Origin of the sequence: Streptomyces sp. bgisy159 (genome assembly GCF_965341775.1) — a bacterium.
Taxonomy (GTDB): Bacteria; Actinomycetota; Actinomycetes; order Streptomycetales; family Streptomycetaceae; genus Streptomyces.
This window is the reverse complement of sequence record NZ_CBDQZH010000044.1, coordinates 23,703-39,664: the sequence shown is the minus strand read 5'-3', so window position 1 is coordinate 39,664 and position 15,962 is coordinate 23,703. Positions and strand designations below refer to the sequence as shown.

The following is a 15,962-nucleotide window of genomic DNA, read 5'->3' as shown; positions in this document are numbered from 1 at the left end:
TCGGCAGCACCGCCCGTCGCGCAGGAGGCCGGGGCCGGGGGACGCCCGGCTGCCGCGGTCGTACGTACCCGTCTCCTCGGACGCGTCGCACGCGGGCCCGGGGCGGCGGGTGCCGCTCCTACAATCGGACCTGCGGAGCCACGGCGGCCATGGCCCGGTCGAGGGCGTCGGCGAAGGTGCCGCCGGAGCCGCTCTCCAGCCATGCCCGCTGGGCTGCGACGAGGCAGCCGAAGGCGGCCGCGGTGATCGCCCGCAGGGTCGGGTCGGCCGCGGGACAGGGCGTGCCGGCCTCGGCGGCACGCCGGCTCAGCTCGTCGACGACGACCTCCTGCATCTGCTGCTGCTTCTCCAGGTAGCTGCCGAGCAGGTTCGGCGTGCTGAAAATGACCCGCTGGATCGGTGCGGCGACGGAGTCCTTGTCGAGGTCGTCGACGTGCGGCACCAGTAGATCGAACAGCGCCCGCAGCGACTCCCAGACCGGCTCGCCGGCCGGGCGGGCGCGCAGTCCCTGGAGCATTTCGTCGGCGAGGTAGTCGACCTTGCCGATGACCAGGTCTTCTTTGGTGGGGAAGTAGCGAAAGACACTCCGCTTCGACATGCCGACCGCGGCGGCGATGTCGTCGATGGTCGTCGCCTCGTAGCCGCGCTCGATGAAGAGGGCGTTGGCGGCCTCCGTGATCTCGCGCCGCACCGCCTGTCGCGTGCGCTCCCGCAGCCCGGACCTCGTCTTCTCCGTCGTCACCGGCCCAGGGTATCACTCACGGCCAAGATTGACACTCGATGACATGTTTGTCATTGTGTGCTGGGCGCTGTGTATCACCCCTGCCACGGAGAAGGGCGGACCGGCATGACTACGACCCGGCTCACGTCGGCGCCGCGATCCTCCCGGTCGCGGACGCCGCCGAGCCGCCGCTGCGGGTCTTCTCCGGCACCGCGCCTCGCGATCTCCGGCCCGGGCCGCGCCGCGCACCCTCAGGTCCGGCGCGCCCACGCGGCCGTCGCAGGGCCGGCCGAGGGCCACTGATCCGGGCCTCGGAACGCCCACGGCACCTGCCGAAGACACCAGAGACACGCAAGAACGAGCGAAAGACAGGCAACGACATGTCCAGCAACACCAAGGTCGCACTCGTCACCGGTGCCTCCTCCGGCATCGGCGCCGACACGGCGCTCCGGCTCAGGGAAGCGGGCTACACCGTCTACGGCGCCGCACGGCGCGTCGAGCGGATGACCGCGCTGCGCGACGCGGGCGTGCGCATCCTCGGCCTCGACGTCACCGACGAGGACTCCGTCCGCCAGGCGGTCGACAGCATCATCCGCGAGTCGGGGCGCGTCGACGTCCTGGTCAACAACGCCGGCTATGGCTCCTACGGCTCCCTCGAAGACGTTCCCCTGGCCGAGGCGCGCGCCCAGATCGAGGTCAACGTCTTCGGACTGGCCCTCCTGACCCAGCTCGTGCTGCCCCACATGCGCGCCCGGCGCAGCGGCACGGTCATCAACGTCAGCTCCATGGGCGGCAAGCTGGTCACGCCGCTCGGCGGCTGGTACCACGCCAGCAAGTACGCCGTCGAGGCGCTCAGCGACGCGCTGCGCATGGAGACGAGGCAGTTCGGGATCAACGTCGTGGTCGTCGAGCCGGGCTCGATCCGCACCGAATGGGGTGCCATCGCCGCCGAGACACTCAAGCAGACATCCGGCAAGGGTGCCTACGCGGCCATGGCCGAAGCCGTCGCCACCACCCTCGCCCAGAGTTCACGGCCCGACGCGAAGATGACCTCCGACCCGTCGGTCATCGGCAAGGCCATCGTCAAGGCTGCCGACGCGCGCCGCCCCCGCACCCGCTACCGGGTGGGTTTCGGAGCCGGCCCGGCCCTGTTCCTGCGCCGGCTGCTCCCGGACCGCGCGTTCGACTTCGCCATCCGCCGCGCCTTCGGCATCTGACCCGGGTGAGGCCCGGTACGACCGGTCACCCGGCCGGCGCCGCTCCCCGCCGCCCGATTCGCACTCCTGCTCAAGCCGCGGGGAACTCGTGTCTCATGCGGTCACACAGTTCCTCGAACTCGACCGTGCCGACGAACACCGCGCGCTCGACCGCCTCGGCACCGCCGTAGAAGGACGCCGGCCACCCGGTGCGCAGGGATGCCACGCCGTCGACCTGGTATCCGCCGCCCGCGGCCGCCACGGCCCACCCACCGCGGGTGACGTCCTCGGCTCCGTAGACGTCACCGTCGGAGTCGGCGTCGCCGACCACGGCCTTCTTCGGCACGATCTCCACCACGAACTCGGCATGTGTGCCGGCGGTCGGTCCGCGGCGCAGCACCAGGTGCTCGCCGCTGCCCTTGGGACCGCGCACGGCATCGAACGCGGTGGGTGAGACGTCGCCTCCGCATGCCTCGCCACCGGCGACGGAGTCCACTTCGACGTACAGGTCCTCCGCGATGTCCGCGGTGCCCACGAGCCGTCTCCAGTTGCCGTCGGCCGCCGACTCGGAGGTGATCTTCACGTCGGTGAGCCGTGGATTCGCCATGGCCACCAGTTCCGCCCAGTCGTCGTCGCTCGGCCCGTCGTCGGTCGCACCGCATCCGCCGAGGAATGCGGCAGCGAGGACGGTCGCTGCCAACCTGCCCCGGTGGCCGGGTCTTTCACGCATCACCGCACCAGATCGTAGCCCCCGGCCCTGAGCGGTTGCCGGCCGCCCGCGCGACGATACGGCCGGACGGCACGTGACGATGGCCGGAGAGGCCGGTCAGCACGGTGCCGGTGGGGTGGCCGCGCGCTCAGGCCGTCCCTGATCCGGTCGGCCGACGCCCTCGCTCATGCTCTCGTCCCGCTCCCGCACGGCCCGGTGCCGGGGGTACGGCCCGCCTCCCGGGCAGCGGCCAGGTCGCTGAGGTCACAGGTGCGCAGCCTCATTCCCGGTGTACGGCATCCGCTTCCCCCTGTTTCCGCCTCCGGGAAGGCGGCTCATCACTGCGACAGCGGTGGCGGTCTACTGGATCAGCTCCAGGTGCGGATGGTCCGACGACGCCGGGCAGACGTGGAGTTGGAGGTCGTAGCCCTGGGCGAGGACGATGAAGGTGTAGTTGGCCGGAGGGGTGCCGGGCGGCAGCGGGTCGCGGGCCTGGTCGCCTTCGGGGGCCCAGCTTCCGGTGCCGGCGTTCCATTCGGTCGTGGCGATGGTCAGCAGCGGGTCCATGGCGCTGTCGCACACGCGGCAGGTCCGGGGCAGGGGGTCGGTCAGGCCCCAGCGGGACCACCCGCCGACCTTCCAGCCGGGGGAAACGGACAGGTTGTTCCGGTAGAACTCCTCCGGGGCGGCTGCGTAGGAGCTGTCCACCACGGCCCCGGCGGCCTGCCACCTGTGCCACTCCCCCAGTTGCTGCCGCAGTTCCTTGCTCAGTTCCAGGAAGTGGGGGTATTCCGTGACCTGTTCCGGCGCGAGCAGGCACGGCTGTGGCAGATAGCCGGGGAACTGAACGCCGAACGGCTCGGGGGGCGAGTCGAGGACGTCGGTGACCGCGGCGGCGGACCGCCACAGCAGCGCGGTCCTGGGGTGGTCCGGGTGGTCGAAGGGGCACCACAGCACTTGGAGCAGGTCGGCCTCGGCCTGCCCGGGGGGCGGGCGCAACCGGGAGATGTCGCGCACGTACAGCTGGGCCACGGGCAGCATGGCGATCGGGCCCCCGGGCCACGGGCTGCAGGGGTCGGGCTCGTCGTCGATCGTCCCCTCCTCGGCCTCGTGCCGGACGGGGTGGGGGTCCTGCCGCGGTCGGCTTCCCGCTTCGGTGCGGATGCCCCGGCGCTCCCGCTCCTGCTCCAGGGAGAAGGCCGTGTCGACCTGCTCCCACGTGTGCGGGCCGTCGCAGTGCGGCCACGGCTCGCCGGCGGGCCACAGCAGCGGCCCGCCGACCGAACTGTCGTGCCGTGACGGCGACCCGGCGCGGGGGTGCAGCCGGGTCGCCGTGCGGGCCAGCGGGGCCAGTTGAGGGAAGAGCGCGGTGACGTCGAACGGCCGCGGGGGTGTGGTTCGGCTCATTCCGGCTCCCGGTGGCGCGAGTTCGGCTGGGGTCAGTTTCCGAGGTTGTACAGCCCCGTGTTGCGCTGGGTGTTGGAGATGTAGACATCGGGGAACAGCGGTTGCGAGGTTCCGTCGGCCCGCTCGACCGTAGCGCTCATCGTGACGCCCCGGGGAATGGTGCTGGTGTCGTCCCGGTAGTCGGGAGTGACCTGGTAGAAGATCGCGTCGTTCGGTCCGAACGCGGTGTCCGCCACCGCTGTCTGGGCCGCGAACTCGTACGTCCGCATGCTGGGGGTTCCGGTGTTCATGCCCGCCTGCCAGCAGGGGACGAGATTGTCCTGTCCGCCGTCGCGCACCTGGCCCTTTCCGCCGAGGATGTTGGCTATCAGGTGGCAGCGGGCGAGTCCGGTCCCGGGCGAGTGGTCGCCGGCGAACTTCTGCGCGTCCCGCCAGCCGGTGATGTCTCCCGTGGCCTCGCTGCCGGCGCCGAGGGTCTTCCCGAGGCACGCCTGCGCCGTGGCCGCGCGCGTGCCCGCCGGTCCGGGCGGGTCGGTGCTCTTGTTGGTGTGCGGTACCGGTTCGGTGGTGTTCCGGATCCAGCCGTTGCCGGCCGGAAGTCTCCCGGGCCGCGTGCTCTTGAGGCAGGCGGCCTGTGGCACGGGGGTCGAGCTGGTGATGGCAAGCTTGAACTCCTCGGCCTCCACCACGCGCTGGTTCACGAATCCCTCGGAGAGCTGTGCCTCGGCGGACCGGTTGTCGGCGAGGGGGGCGTGGACGCGCGCGCAGCCTCCGCCGGAGTCGCCCGCGAGCTGGTAGATGTCCCACCCTCCGCTGCTGTAGTTGGGGACGATCTCGGCGCACAGAGCGCCGTCGGTGCCGCCTTCGTGGGTGGCCGCGAAGGGGAACGCGCCGCAGCTGTCGGTCGCCACGAGGTCCGTCCGCGCCTGGAAGGGCTTGGAACTCCCGTTTCCGCAGGTGCGGCTGGTGCGGTCGGCGATGCCGCTCTTGGCCCGGGTCAGGGGCTTGTCCCGCCCCCAGCCGTCGGCGAGGTTCTCCTGTGCCCACAGGTAGCCGGCCGCCGCGGCGCCCGAGCCGGACGGCAGCGCGCTCATCTTGACGACGGGCATGACGGCGGGCACGACGCAGCCGGGGCCGGGCGTGCCGGTGGAGCTGGTCGTGTCGCGGACGTCGTCGTCGCAGCGGATCCGCTCCGGGTTGCTCCAGGAGGCGTTCGGGTCGGTGATCTGGGCGCCGGGAGAGGTGACCGCGTCGCGCTCCAGGTGGGCCATGTGGTCGGCTTCCCTGATGAGGGCGAAGGTGGAGCCGGCGATGGTGCGGGCGACCTCCTGGTTGCGGCGCGGGGACGTGGTGATGTCGTACTCCCCGGTGAAGACCAGCGCGGGCACACCGCTGATCCCGCCCTCGGGGATCAGGCCGGGATCCAGCAGGCGCCGGTGGCAGGCCGCGTGCCGCTTCACCTGCCTCCAGGTGGAGCGCAGCGCCTGCCGGCGCAACAGCCGCTGGACCGCGGCCGATTCCTGGACGCGGTGGTGCTCGCTCGTGTTGACCAGGCACCGCACCAGGTGGTCGGCGTAAGTGCCGTCCGTGGTGCAGACTGGCGTGGGCGGGCCCGGCCTCCAGTACGACGGCGCCGGCCCCGTCGCCGAAGATCGGCGCGGTCGCCCGGTCGCCGGGATCGATGATGGAGGACATCGTCTCCGCGCCCACCACGAGCACCCGGCGGGCCGTGCCCGAGCCGATCAGGCTGGCGGCGACCGTGCACGCGTACACGAAACCCGAGCAGCCCGCCATGACGTCGAACGCCGGGATGCCCGGCAGGCCCAGACGGTGGGCGACCCACGGTGCCGTCGCCGGACAGGGGTGGTCCGGCGTGTTCGAGGCCAGGACGAGCGCGTCCACACTGCCCGCCCCGGCCGAGGCCATGGCGCGGGCGCCGGCCTCCGCCGCCATGTCGCCGGTCGCCGTCCGCGGCCCGGCCATGCGGCGCTCGGCGATGCCGATGCGCTCACGGATCCACGCGTCGGAGGTGTCCATGCGGGTGCAGAGCTCGCTGTTGAGGACGCGACGCGGCGGCAGCCAGGCTCCGAGTCCGGTCAGGACGGCCGCGCCGCGACCACGGTCCGTGTCACCGGCGGTGTCGATCACGCATGCTCCCCTGCTCGTGCACGGCGCGCCGGTGCGGCGACAACTGCCCCGCCACCGTGCCGACCGGACTCGTCGGTCCATTCATGGAAGCGCTCCTCGCGGGGGTCCGGCAGCCACACCGCAAGGGAGCCAGGGCCCCCGAAAGGGCGAACCCGCAGCATCCGGAGCCACCGCGCACCGCCCCGGCCGTCACACACGCCGACGGCGCCCCGGGCCGGCCGCCGCGGCCCGTTCGGGCGGCCGCCGCCGCGCTGAAGCGGGGCCGACGCGCCGCGTGCCGGCGCCCCCGACGGTCGCCCGAGCCGCGCCCCTCGGTGGTGGCCGAGGGCAGGGCCCGCGCCGAGGGTGGCTGGTACGTCCATTCCGTGCCCGGGGACGACGGTCGGGTGGCCCGCCTCGGCGACACCTGCGCCCGGCCGCCGCGGAGGGGCGCGGCAGGGCCGCAAAACCCGGTGCCCCCGTTCGCCGCCCGCTGTGGAAGCGGGGCATCAAGCCGTTGATCACCCGACGCGGCGTCGTCCACGGGTCCGGACCGGGCAAGGTGCGCTGGGTCGTCCAGCGCGTCTTCGCCTGGCTGCACCGGTTCAAGCGGCTCCGCATCCGCCACGAGCGACGCGCCGACCTCCATCAAGGCCTGCTCCAACTGGCCTGCAGCCTCATATCCCTGCGCTGACTGCGGACATCATCCTGAAGCGATCAGCCGGCTACGCCGAACCACCCCGGCCGCACCTCGGCCAGAAGCGGTTGCAGCGACCGCACTGCGGTCCGCAAGTCCTCATCCGTGACGTCAACAGCGTCCGGCAGGCTCAGCCCATACCAGCGCAGCCGCCAGAGGTCGAAGACTTCGCTCCCGTCGGCTTCGAAGTCCACATCGACCTCAGTGCCGTTGTCACTGACGAATCGGCATCCCGCCCCATGAACCGTGTAGGAGTAGGTGCCGACGTGCCCACTCCGGCTGATCCGGCGCGAACGGGCCAGGCCAAGGACGTCTGCCAGCCGCTCAAGCGAGGGGATCGCCACCTTCATGGCCTCGTCAATCGCGTTCAGAGCACGGACGTAACCGAGCACGAGGTCTCTTGCAGCCCCGACCCGTTCCATACTGCGTCACCCCCTGAGCCCGTGGCAGAAGGGAGACCTCAAGAACGCTGCCAGGCCGGCGTGACTCAGCGCTCTGCAGGCCCGCGAACGGTCTTCACCGACAGAACCGGATCGACAGGTGGTACCAACTCTCTGCGAGCGACTTCAACAAGATGTAGCGGAGGATCGCCGTCCCTCAGAGCGGTCGCGTACTCGATGACCTGGGCATGCGTCAGCACCGGGAGTCTTTGGCGCAAGGTATGCATGGCATGCATCCGTCCGCGAGCAGCCGCGACAGCCCGAACCTCATCGTGCAGATCGTCGACTGCGGTGCGTACGGCCTGGCCTCGTATGCGAACTCGGTAGTCAACAACCCAGGCTTCGGATACCGCAGAGACGACCCCGATCCGGTGAAGGCTGCCGTCGAGGCGATCAACCAAGTACGGCCCGTTTCCGGCGAGCATGAAGTCGGAATTCCTGGTCCGCAGGTACTCCTCGGACGTCCAGCAAACCACCCAGGCCAGCTCGTGCTGCTCTACATGCGACACAGCCATGCGCATCGGCTCCGGTCTCGCCGCCAGTTCGCGCTGATACTCGCGTTCCAGCTCCTCTTCAACGATACGAACTGCCGCATCGCGCTCAATCACGTGTGCAGCATCCCGTACAGACTCCACCAGTGACCACCAGATTTCTCGGTCGCCAGAGCGCCGACCGCTGTCCGTACCGGAATACCGCACCCGCAGAACAAGTGCACTCCGCCAATACGGTGGTGGCGTGTCCTCGGCCGACGGGAGCCGTACCGGATGCCCCCGTCGCGCGGGCGGCAACGGCGGCCCACCGCGTCAGAGGCGGTGGCGTACGAAACTCATCCAGGCGAAGCTCTCGCCGTCGCGGGGCGGCCGGGTCCAGGAGCGGGTGGTGAAGGTGTGGAGACTGCCCTGCGTCAGCGCGAAGCGGGGCAGGGACAGGCCCAGTTCGCCGTGCAGGGCGTGCAGGAGGCGCAGTTCGCGGTCCGGGTCGGTGTCCTGCGGGCGGAACAGTCGTGCCGGGTCCAGGGGCGGGGGTATCGAGCCGCTGCGCTGGATGTCGGTGCCCCGCGCGCTGAACGCGTACAGCTCTTCGCCCCGCTCGGCCACCGACAGGTGGAAGACGCCGTGGCGCCCGGGCGCCGAAGGCCCCGGGTCGCACCACACCACCACCGCGCGTCCGTCGGCGGAGGCGGCCGCCGCAGGTGACCGGAACAGCTTGTTCAGGTGGCGGTGGGACCAGCCGTCGAAGGCGAAGGCCCAGCCCCGGGCCGTGCGGCCGACGGCGACCGTGGCCCGGTCCGCCCAGGGCTCGGCGTCCTCCCGCCTGTGGGGATCGGTGCCTCGCCAGAACGCCCGGCGCAGATCGGTGGGCCCGCTCAGCCGGGCGTCCTCCTCGCCGAGCAGGTCGGGCAGACGCGTGGGGTCGGTCGCCTCGGTCCAGACACAGCGGTATCCGTCGAACGGCCGTCTGCCCGCGATGGGTTCCGTGAGCCAGGCCAGGCCCGGCGGGTCGAGGTCGGGCACCTGCTCCGGGGCGGGGCCGCGCTGCCCGGACCGCGGTGTCGCGAGGATCTCCCGGCCGCGCTCCGGGGTGATCAGCGGACCCAGGACCGGGTCGGCGAGCAGACCGACGGGGGCGATCACATCGGGTCCCGGCGCCTCCCACAGCGCAAGCGCCGCCCGCAGCACCCGCCACGCGGCGTCGCAGTCGCCCCAGCGGGCCGTCTCCCGGGCCTCGGCGACGGCCCGGCCCCACGTACCGGCGGGCGCGTAGCGGTGGGTGGAGTCGCGGACCGCGTCCAGCGCCGCCCGCGCGGTCTCGCGGGCCACCCCGCGGGCGGCCATCATCCCCAGCCAGTGGTCGTCCCCGCCACGCCGCCCTCCGCCGTGCGCGAGAGTCAGGACCTGCAGGGGCAGCAGCTCGGTCAGGTAACGCGGGTCGCCCACCAGGAAGCCCTGGTCCCTGGGGCTGTGCGGAGCCATCAGCTGCCGCAGCTGGTTCAGCAGCGCGGCGCTGCCCGGCCGGCCGAAGGCCCGCGCCTCCTCCAGCAGCGGCCGGGCCTCCTCGTACCGTCCGCGCAGGACCAGCAGGCGGGCCTGCGCCACCCGCGCGTCCTGGGCACGGGTGGTCGCGTTGACGAAGTCCGGTCGGTGCGCCCGGTCGGCGTGGAAGGCGCGGTACCTGGCTTCCATATAGGCGCGGAACGACGGGTAGCGGTCGGGCAGTTCGCCGCTCCAGCCCTTGTAGACGTAGAGCGCCCACTCGCCGTCCGGGTCGCGGTCGCCGGGGTCCAGCAACGCGTACGACATGTCGGAGTCGGTCTCCAGGCGGAGCGCCCGCTGCCACATCCCGGCCAGCAGGACCTCCTCCGCGGACGGGTTGTCGCCCAGATCCCCCTGGTACAGCGGGGTCAGGCCGTGCGGATCGTGGAACCAGTCGATGTCCGCCACGCCGCCGAGCCGGTAGACGCCTGCCGTCTCGTCCACCTGCCATCCGTCGCTCACGGCGAGGAACTCCCGGTACGAGGGCGGCAGTCGCCGCCCAAGCCGCTCCTCGGAGGCGGCGATCGCCGCCTCCGGCGCGCCGGGACTGCCCAGGGGGCGGGGGTTCGGACCGCCGGGTGCGCTTGTGTACGTCTTTTCGGGCGCTTCTCCTTCCTGGTGGTCGCGCGGGACCCACTCCCGCTGCCAACGTCCCAGGAACTCGTGCCAGTCGAATGCCTCGCCGCTCATGACCGGATGGTGTCATCCGGCACTGACAGCAAGAGGAGCATCATCGCCTCGTGAGCCGGTCGGACCGTGGCGGCAGCCCGTCGCTCCGGTGGCGGCTCGGCGGTCCGCAACTCGGCGCTCCCGGCGGGGCTCCTCAGCGGTGGGTCATGAGCAGCCGCCATGCCTCGGGGCCGCGCTGCAGGTACTCCACGGCGAACGCGCCGGGGTGGCGGTCCTCGATCTGGGCCAGCAGGGGCAGCGGGTCGTGCGGGGCCACGAGGACCATGGCGCGCCCGGCGGGCACGGCGGCGATCGCGCCGAACACCGTGGCGTGCCGCAGGGAGTGCGGGATGTCGCGTACGTCGAGTTCGGGGACGTCGGCGTCGTCGGATCCGCCGCACCCGCAGCTTCCGCCGCACCCGCCGCGGGCGCCGGCCTCGGCCTCGTCGTCCTCGCGCGCGTGGCCGTGCCCGAGCAGGTCGTGCATGCCGGACAGCAGTCCGGCCAGGGAGATGTCCGGGGCGCCGGCGAGCAGCGGCAGGACGAGGGTGTTCTCCTTCGCCAGGTGCTCCTCGAAGAGCACCTGGAGCGCCCGGCCGTCGGCAGCCGCCCGCACGGCGGAGCGCGCCTCGCGCAGCGCGTCGACGAGGGCCACGATCCCCCGGTGTTCGGCCAGCATGCCGTCGACGAGGAGCCGGGCCGCAGGCAGGTCGCGGGCAGCGGGGTAGAGGGTCCGCTCCTCGGCCACCGCGTGCGGAACGAGGTCGTGGTCGCAGAAGTCGACCAGGGCGCGACGGGTTTCGTCCGCGTGCGCCGGGTCGCGCTCCGCGTCCGCGATCAGCAGGGCGACCCGCCCGGCCAGTTCTCCCGCCAGGTGCGTGTGGTGCGCCTCGACGGCCTCGGCGGCCGCCGCGTCCTGGGGATCCGATGCGAGGGTCAGGGTGCTCATCAGGGTCGTCCTTCCGGCCGGCGGCCCCTCCCGGTCGGTGCGGGGCCGATGCGGGCAATATACTACGGACATGTCCGTGGAAAATAATGGACCGCTCCCCGGTAGCGGATCGAGCCGCCTGCCGCTGTCCCGGCAGCGCCGCGGTGTCCTGCAGTACCTGCGCGGCCAGTCCGGCCCCGTGACCGCCGGCGCGCTCGCCCAGGTGTGCGCGCTGCACGTCAACACCGTCCGCGAGCACCTGGACGCCCTCGTGGACGACAATCTCGCCGTACGCGAGCGGTCGGCGCCCGCGGGGCGCGGCCGGCCCGCCTGGCGCTACCGGTCGCGGCCCCCTCAGGAGTCGCCCGCCCGGGAGTACGCGGGGCTCGCCGCCGTGCTCGCCGCCCGGATCGCCCGCTCCAGCGCCGATCCGCGGGCGGACGCCCTCGCGGCGGGCGAGGACTGGGGCCGCGTGCTGACCGCCGGTCAGGCACCGGCGGCGGACCCCGAGGAGGCGCGGCGACGGCTGCTGGACCTGCTCGCCGAGATCGGATTCGCGCCGGAGGCGGACACTCGGGCGCGGCGTGTTCGGCTCCCGCGCTGCCCCTTCGTCGAGGCGGCCCGCGAGCATCCCGGGGTCGTCTGCGGCGTCCACGAGGGGCTGGCCCGAGCGGCTCTCGGCGCCCTGGGCGAGACCCCTCAGGACGTCGAACTGCTTCCGTTCGCCGAGCCCGACGCGTGCCGGCTGCACCTGGGGACGGCCACGGCGCCCGAGGGACCGGGCGGGCCGGGGGGCGCGCCCCGGCCCGCCACGCCCGGGGACGACCGGTGACCGCCGCCGACCGGCGCGCGGGCGCCCGCCGGGTGCCTGTGCTGTCGGCCGCCGGTCTCTGTCTGCTGGCCGGCCTGGACGCCGCCCTCGGCCTGCTCGGACTGCCCGCCCCCGTCAACGGCGACCGTCTGCCGCAGGTCCACGGGATGGTGATGGTGCTCGGCTTCGCCGGCACGCTGGTGGCACTGGAACGCGCGGTCGCCCTCGGCGGCCGTCCGCCGTACCTCGCCCCCGCCTTCCTGGGCGCGGGAGGGGTGCTCCTGCTGACGCCGGTGGACCTGGCCGTCGCGCGACTGCTCCTCGTCGCCGGGTGCGCCGCCCTGGTCGTCCTGTACGTGCGCTTCTGGCACCGTGCGCCGAGTGCCGCCCTGGTCGCGCAGGCCGCGGGCGCCGTCTCGGCACTCGGCGCCGCTCTGCTGTGGCTGGGCGGCCTCGACATCCCCCGGCTGCTGCCCTGGCTGGTCGCGTTCCTCGTCCTGACCATCGCGGGGGAACGACTGGAACTCGCACGGGTCGGGTCCCTGGCGCCGACCGCGGAACACGCCTTCCTGGGCTGTGTCGGGGCCGTCGTCGCCGGGGTCGTCACCACCCTCGCCTGGCCCGCCACGGGCACCCTGCTGCTGGGCGCCGCCCTGCTCGCGCTCGTCGCCTGGCTCCTCGTGCACGACGTCGCCCGCCGGCTGCTGGGCTCCACCGGACTGCCCCGTTTCACCGCGGCGTGCCTGCTGGCCGGTTATGCCTGGCTGGGGCTCGCGGGGGCGCTGTGGCTGCTGCTCGGGCCGATCACGCAGGGCAGCCGCTACGACGCGGTGGTGCACGCCGTCTTCCTGGGCTTCGTCATGTCGATGATCATGGCGCACGCCCCGGTGATCCTTCCGGCCGTGCTGCGCCGCCCCCTGCCGTACCACCCGGTGCTCGCGGCGGCGGCCTGGCTGCTGCACCTCTCCCTGGCGCTGCGCGTGGTGGTGGGTGACCTCCGCGATGTCAGAGGGGCCTGGCAGCTCGGCGGAGTCCTCGACATCGCCGCCGTCCTGCTGTTCGTCCTCTCCGCCGCGGCCTCGTCCGTTCGGGCCGGGCGCCGGGCGCCGGTGACGGCATCCGGTCACGCCCGCCCGGGCACCGCGGCAGCGCCGTACACCGGCCTGCCCGCCTCCGCAACGGTGCGGGGCGCCGCCCGCCGCGGCCCCGCCGACACCTCAGCGGCGACCGGCCGACACGGCCCGGCCCTCCCCCGTCCCGTGAGCCCCGCCCCAGACCCCGCCGACACCCCGGCGACCGCGTCCGACTCCTCGAGGAACCCCCGGTGACCACAGACCTGACGCCCGCCGCGGCCGGCGGACCGGCCCCGAAGCCACCGCTGCGATCCGCCCGGGCTCACTGGCACCTCGGGGTGAACGCGATCGTGGTCGTCTGGCTCGCGCTGTTCGCCGCGGCCGCGACCGGCCACCACTTCCTGCCGCGCTCCTTCTGGCTGCTCGTCCACCTCCTGCTGCTGGGCGCGGTCACCAACGCCGTCGTGATCTGGTCGGGGCACTTCGCCGCGTCCGTGCTGCGGCTGCCCGAGGCCGACCGCGGCACCCCGGCGGCGCTGCGGCTGGCGTGCCTAAACGCCGGGGCCGTCACCGTGATCGGCGGCATGCTCGTGGAGCGTTGGCCCGTCGTCCTCGTGGGCGCCTGCCTGGTCGCGGCCGCGGCCACCGCCCACGCCGTCTGGCTGGTCCGGCTGCTGCGCCGGGCGCTGCCCGGCCGGTTCTCCATGACCGTGCGCTATTACACGGCCGCCTCCGCCCTGTTGCCCGCGGGTGCCGCGCTCGGGGTCCTGATGGCCCGTGGCGGTCTCGCCGGAGACCTCTCCGACCGGATGCTGGTCGCGCACGAGATGATCAACCTGCTGGGCTGGGTCGGCCTCACGGTGGCCGGCACGCTCGTCACCCTGTGGCCGACGATGCTGCGCACCCGGGTGGCGGACGGCGCGGAACGGGCGGCGCGCACCGCGCTTCCCGTCCTGCTCGCCGGCCTCTCCGCCGCCGTAGCCGGCGCGTTGCTCGCCCCGCCTGCCCTGGCCGCCCCCGGCGTGGCCGGCTACGCCGCCGGGCTCGTGATCGCGGGCGGGCCCTGGCTGCGCGAGGCCCGCGCCAAGACGCCGAACTCGTTCGCCGCCTGGTCGGTCGCGGCGGGCTGCCTCTGGCTCGCCGGCTCCCTGGCGGCCCTGACGGGCCTTCTGGTCTCCACGACGTCCTGGCCGGCGGTGGCGGAGCGCATGCACCAGCTGACGGCGCCGCTGGCCGCCGGCTGGATCGCCCAGGTGCTGCTCGGCGCGCTCAGCTTCCTCGTGCCGGTGGTCCTGGGCGGCGGCCCCACGGCCGTACGCGCCGCCACCGCCGGGCTCGCACGCGCCTGGCCGGCCCGGCTGGCCGTCACCAACGCCGCGCTGCTGCTCTGCGTGCTCCCGGTGCCGTCCGCGGTCCGGGTGGCGTGCTCACTGCTGCTGCTGGTGGTGCTGCTGCACTTCCTCGTCCTCCTGGTGCTCACCGTCGTCAGCGGTGTGCGCCGACGCCGCGCAGCGGCGCGGGGGGACGCGGGCGCGCCGCCCGCACCCGCGCACGCCGAGGGGCGGCCGGGCCCGCACAGGGTGCTCGGCGGCGTGGCGTCCGGGCTCGCGGCCGTGGTGCTGGCCGTCGCGGGGGGCGGGGCGCTGGACGTGCGTTCGCTGCCCGTCGCGGAGCGGTCCGCCGCCACCCGCGCGGACGGCGGCGGGGTGACCCCGACGGGCCGCACCACCACGGTCGACGTGACGATCCGCGCCATGCGGTTCTCCCCCGCCACCGTCGACGTGCCGGCGGGGAACCGTCTGGTGGTCCGGCTGCGCAACGGCGGCACCGACACGCACGACCTGGTGCTGGAGACCGGTGCCCGCACCGGCCGGCTCGGACCCGGCGAGCAGGACACGCTGGACGCGGGGGTCGTCGGCCGGCACCTCTCGGGCTGGTGCTCGGTGATCGGGCACCGCCGGTCGGGCATGGTCTTCTCGGTCCGGGTCACGCACGCCGAGGGATCCGGCACGGCGCGGGACGGGACGGGTTCGGGCACGACCGGCCCCGGCACGGCGCGGGACGGGACGGGTTCGGGCACGACCGGCGCGGCCCCGCACGAGCACACTGCGGGAACGCCCGCGGCGGGCGACTCGGCCGCGGAGGCGTTCGACCCGATGGCCGAACCGGCCGACGGCTTCACCGCCCGCGACGCCGCACTGCCGCCCGCCGCGGAAGGTCCCGGCCCCCGGCTGCACCGGCGGACCCTCACCGTCGAGGAAGTGCGGGCCGAGGTCGCTCCGGGCGTGCGGCAGACCTTGTGGACCTTCGGCGGGACGGCTCCGGGACCCGTTCTGCGCGGCCGCGTCGGCGACACCTTCGAGATCACCCTCGTCAACGACGGGACGATCGGCCACTCGATCGACTTCCACGCCGGGGCACTGGCGCCGGACGGGCCGATGCGCACCGTCCAGCCCGGCCAGTCGCTGACGTACCGCTTCCGGGCCACCCGCAGCGGCGTGTGGATGTACCACTGCGCGACCATGCCGATGTCCCTGCACATCGCCAACGGCATGTTCGGCGCGGTGATCATCGACCCGCCCGGTCTGCCGCGCGTGGACCGGGAATTCGTCCTCGTCCAGTCGGAGTTCTACCTCGGCGCGCAGAACGGCACGGCGGACGCCGGCAAGGTGAGCACCAAGCAGCCGGACATCGTGGCCTTCAACGGGTACGCCAACCAGTACGACCACGCTCCGCTGACGGCGCGGGCAGGTGAGCGGGTACGCGTCTGGGTCCTGGCGGCGGGGCCCAACCTGTCCAGCGTCTTCCACGTGGTGGGCGGTCAGTTCGACACCGTCTTCCGCGAAGGCGCCTATGCCCTGCGTCCGTCGGGCGCCGAGCGCGGTGGCGCGCAGGTCCTCGATCTCGCGCCCGCGTCGGGCGGATTCGTCGAACTGTCCTTCCCGGAGGCGGGTTCCTACCCCTTCGTCACCCACGTCATGACGGACGCGGAACGCGGCGCCCACGGGGTCTTCCGTGTCCGCTGACGGTCTCGTCCCGTCAGCATGCGACACAGGCGACGACACGGGGTGAAGGGCGGCCCTCGGCACGCCTGCCGGGCCGGCGCGGTCGGGGCCGCCGCCGCGGTCCGGGGCATGCGGGCTTCGGCCCG

At 73.5% G+C, this 15,962-nt stretch carries 12 protein-coding genes and 2 pseudogenes; 5 read left to right on the top strand and 9 right to left on the bottom strand.

The window, feature by feature from the left end; all coding sequences use genetic code 11:
• Positions 1-118 precede the first annotated feature (118 nt).
• Positions 119-742 (bottom strand): TetR/AcrR family transcriptional regulator, encoded by a 624-nt coding sequence (locus ACSLTV_RS29940; RefSeq protein WP_432135255.1) that lies wholly within the window; start codon positions 740-742, stop codon positions 119-121.
• A gap of 359 nt (positions 743-1,101) precedes the next feature.
• Here ACSLTV_RS29940 and ACSLTV_RS29935 point away from each other — a divergent pair, with 359 nt between their 5' ends.
• The gene (locus tag ACSLTV_RS29935; protein WP_432158154.1) at positions 1,102-1,938 is read left to right on the top strand and encodes an oxidoreductase; all 837 of its coding nucleotides are present in this window, start codon (positions 1,102-1,104) and stop codon (positions 1,936-1,938) included.
• Between the two features lie 70 nt (positions 1,939-2,008).
• Here ACSLTV_RS29935 and ACSLTV_RS29930 read toward each other — a convergent pair whose 3' ends face one another.
• From ACSLTV_RS29930 to ACSLTV_RS29915, 4 genes and pseudogenes are all read right to left on the bottom strand, one after another.
• Positions 2,009-2,617 carry a hypothetical protein gene (locus tag ACSLTV_RS29930; protein ID WP_432158153.1) on the bottom strand — a complete coding sequence of 203 codons (609 nt, stop codon included), beginning with the start codon at positions 2,615-2,617 and terminating at the stop codon, positions 2,009-2,011.
• A 369-nt stretch (positions 2,618-2,986) separates the two neighbouring features.
• On the bottom strand, positions 2,987-4,033 hold the full coding sequence (locus ACSLTV_RS29925) for a hypothetical protein (RefSeq protein ID WP_435613227.1): 1,047 nt from the start codon (positions 4,031-4,033) through the stop codon (positions 2,987-2,989).
• Between the two features lie 32 nt (positions 4,034-4,065).
• Entirely contained in the window at positions 4,066-5,595 is a 1,530-nt protein-coding gene (locus tag ACSLTV_RS29920; protein WP_435613220.1) for a DNA/RNA non-specific endonuclease, read from the bottom strand.
• A 106-nt stretch (positions 5,596-5,701) separates the two neighbouring features.
• Positions 5,702-5,827 (bottom strand): annotated as a pseudogene (locus tag ACSLTV_RS29915) (3-oxoacyl-ACP synthase); the annotation flags it as partial.
• 817 nt (positions 5,828-6,644) lie between these two features.
• Between ACSLTV_RS29915 and ACSLTV_RS29910 the strand changes: the two are divergent.
• A pseudogene (locus tag ACSLTV_RS29910) lies at positions 6,645-6,854 on the top strand (IS5/IS1182 family transposase); the annotation flags it as partial.
• 23 nt (positions 6,855-6,877) lie between these two features.
• Here ACSLTV_RS29910 and ACSLTV_RS29905 read toward each other — a convergent pair.
• From ACSLTV_RS29905 to ACSLTV_RS29890, 4 genes are all read right to left on the bottom strand, one after another.
• Positions 6,878-7,279, bottom strand: coding sequence for a DUF6896 domain-containing protein (locus tag ACSLTV_RS29905; protein WP_432158149.1), 402 nt, complete (start codon positions 7,277-7,279; stop codon positions 6,878-6,880).
• Between the two features lie 65 nt (positions 7,280-7,344).
• Positions 7,345-7,905 (bottom strand): YrhB domain-containing protein, encoded by a 561-nt coding sequence (locus ACSLTV_RS29900; RefSeq protein WP_435613219.1) that lies wholly within the window; start codon positions 7,903-7,905, stop codon positions 7,345-7,347.
• Positions 7,906-8,100: 195 nt separating this feature from the next.
• Complete coding sequence (locus ACSLTV_RS29895; protein WP_435613218.1) at positions 8,101-10,020, bottom strand: SMI1/KNR4 family protein; 1,920 nt, start codon at positions 10,018-10,020, stop codon at positions 8,101-8,103.
• A 133-nt stretch (positions 10,021-10,153) separates the two neighbouring features.
• Positions 10,154-10,948: a DUF2249 domain-containing protein gene (locus ACSLTV_RS29890; protein ID WP_435613217.1), complete on the bottom strand. Its 795-nt coding sequence runs from the start codon at positions 10,946-10,948 to the stop codon at positions 10,154-10,156.
• Positions 10,949-11,018: 70 nt separating this feature from the next.
• On the opposite strand from ACSLTV_RS29890, the gene ACSLTV_RS29885 reads away from it, so the two are divergent.
• From ACSLTV_RS29885 to ACSLTV_RS29875, 3 genes are read left to right on the top strand one after another with little or no spacing between them, the layout of a single operon-like run.
• A complete protein-coding gene (locus tag ACSLTV_RS29885; protein WP_432135264.1) occupies positions 11,019-11,759 on the top strand; it encodes a helix-turn-helix transcriptional regulator in 741 nt (246 codons plus the stop codon).
• The gene (locus tag ACSLTV_RS29880) at positions 11,756-13,066 is read left to right on the top strand and encodes a hypothetical protein (protein WP_432135265.1); all 1,311 of its coding nucleotides are present in this window, start codon (positions 11,756-11,758) and stop codon (positions 13,064-13,066) included. Before ACSLTV_RS29885 ends, ACSLTV_RS29880 begins: the two co-directional genes overlap by 4 nt.
• Entirely contained in the window at positions 13,063-15,837 is a 2,775-nt protein-coding gene (locus tag ACSLTV_RS29875; RefSeq protein WP_432158145.1) for a multicopper oxidase domain-containing protein, read from the top strand. Before ACSLTV_RS29880 ends, ACSLTV_RS29875 begins: the two co-directional genes overlap by 4 nt.
• Positions 15,838-15,962: the final 125 nt, after the last annotated feature.

What these genes read in the sequence shown, in the direction of transcription:
- ACSLTV_RS29935 (WP_432158154.1), top strand. Translation starts at nt 1,102, where the DNA reads ATGTCCAGCAACACCAAGGTCGCACTCGTCACCGGTGCCTCCTCCGGC.
- ACSLTV_RS29925 (WP_435613227.1), bottom strand. Translation starts at nt 4,033, where the DNA reads ATGAGCCGAACCACACCCCCGCGGCCGTTCGACGTCACCGCGCTCTTC.
- ACSLTV_RS29905 (WP_432158149.1), bottom strand. Translation starts at nt 7,279, where the DNA reads ATGGAACGGGTCGGGGCTGCAAGAGACCTCGTGCTCGGTTACGTCCGT.
- ACSLTV_RS29895 (WP_435613218.1), bottom strand. Translation starts at nt 10,020, where the DNA reads ATGAGCGGCGAGGCATTCGACTGGCACGAGTTCCTGGGACGTTGGCAG.
- ACSLTV_RS29890 (WP_435613217.1), bottom strand. Translation starts at nt 10,948, where the DNA reads ATGAGCACCCTGACCCTCGCATCGGATCCCCAGGACGCGGCGGCCGCC.
- ACSLTV_RS29885 (WP_432135264.1), top strand. Translation starts at nt 11,019, where the DNA reads ATGTCCGTGGAAAATAATGGACCGCTCCCCGGTAGCGGATCGAGCCGC.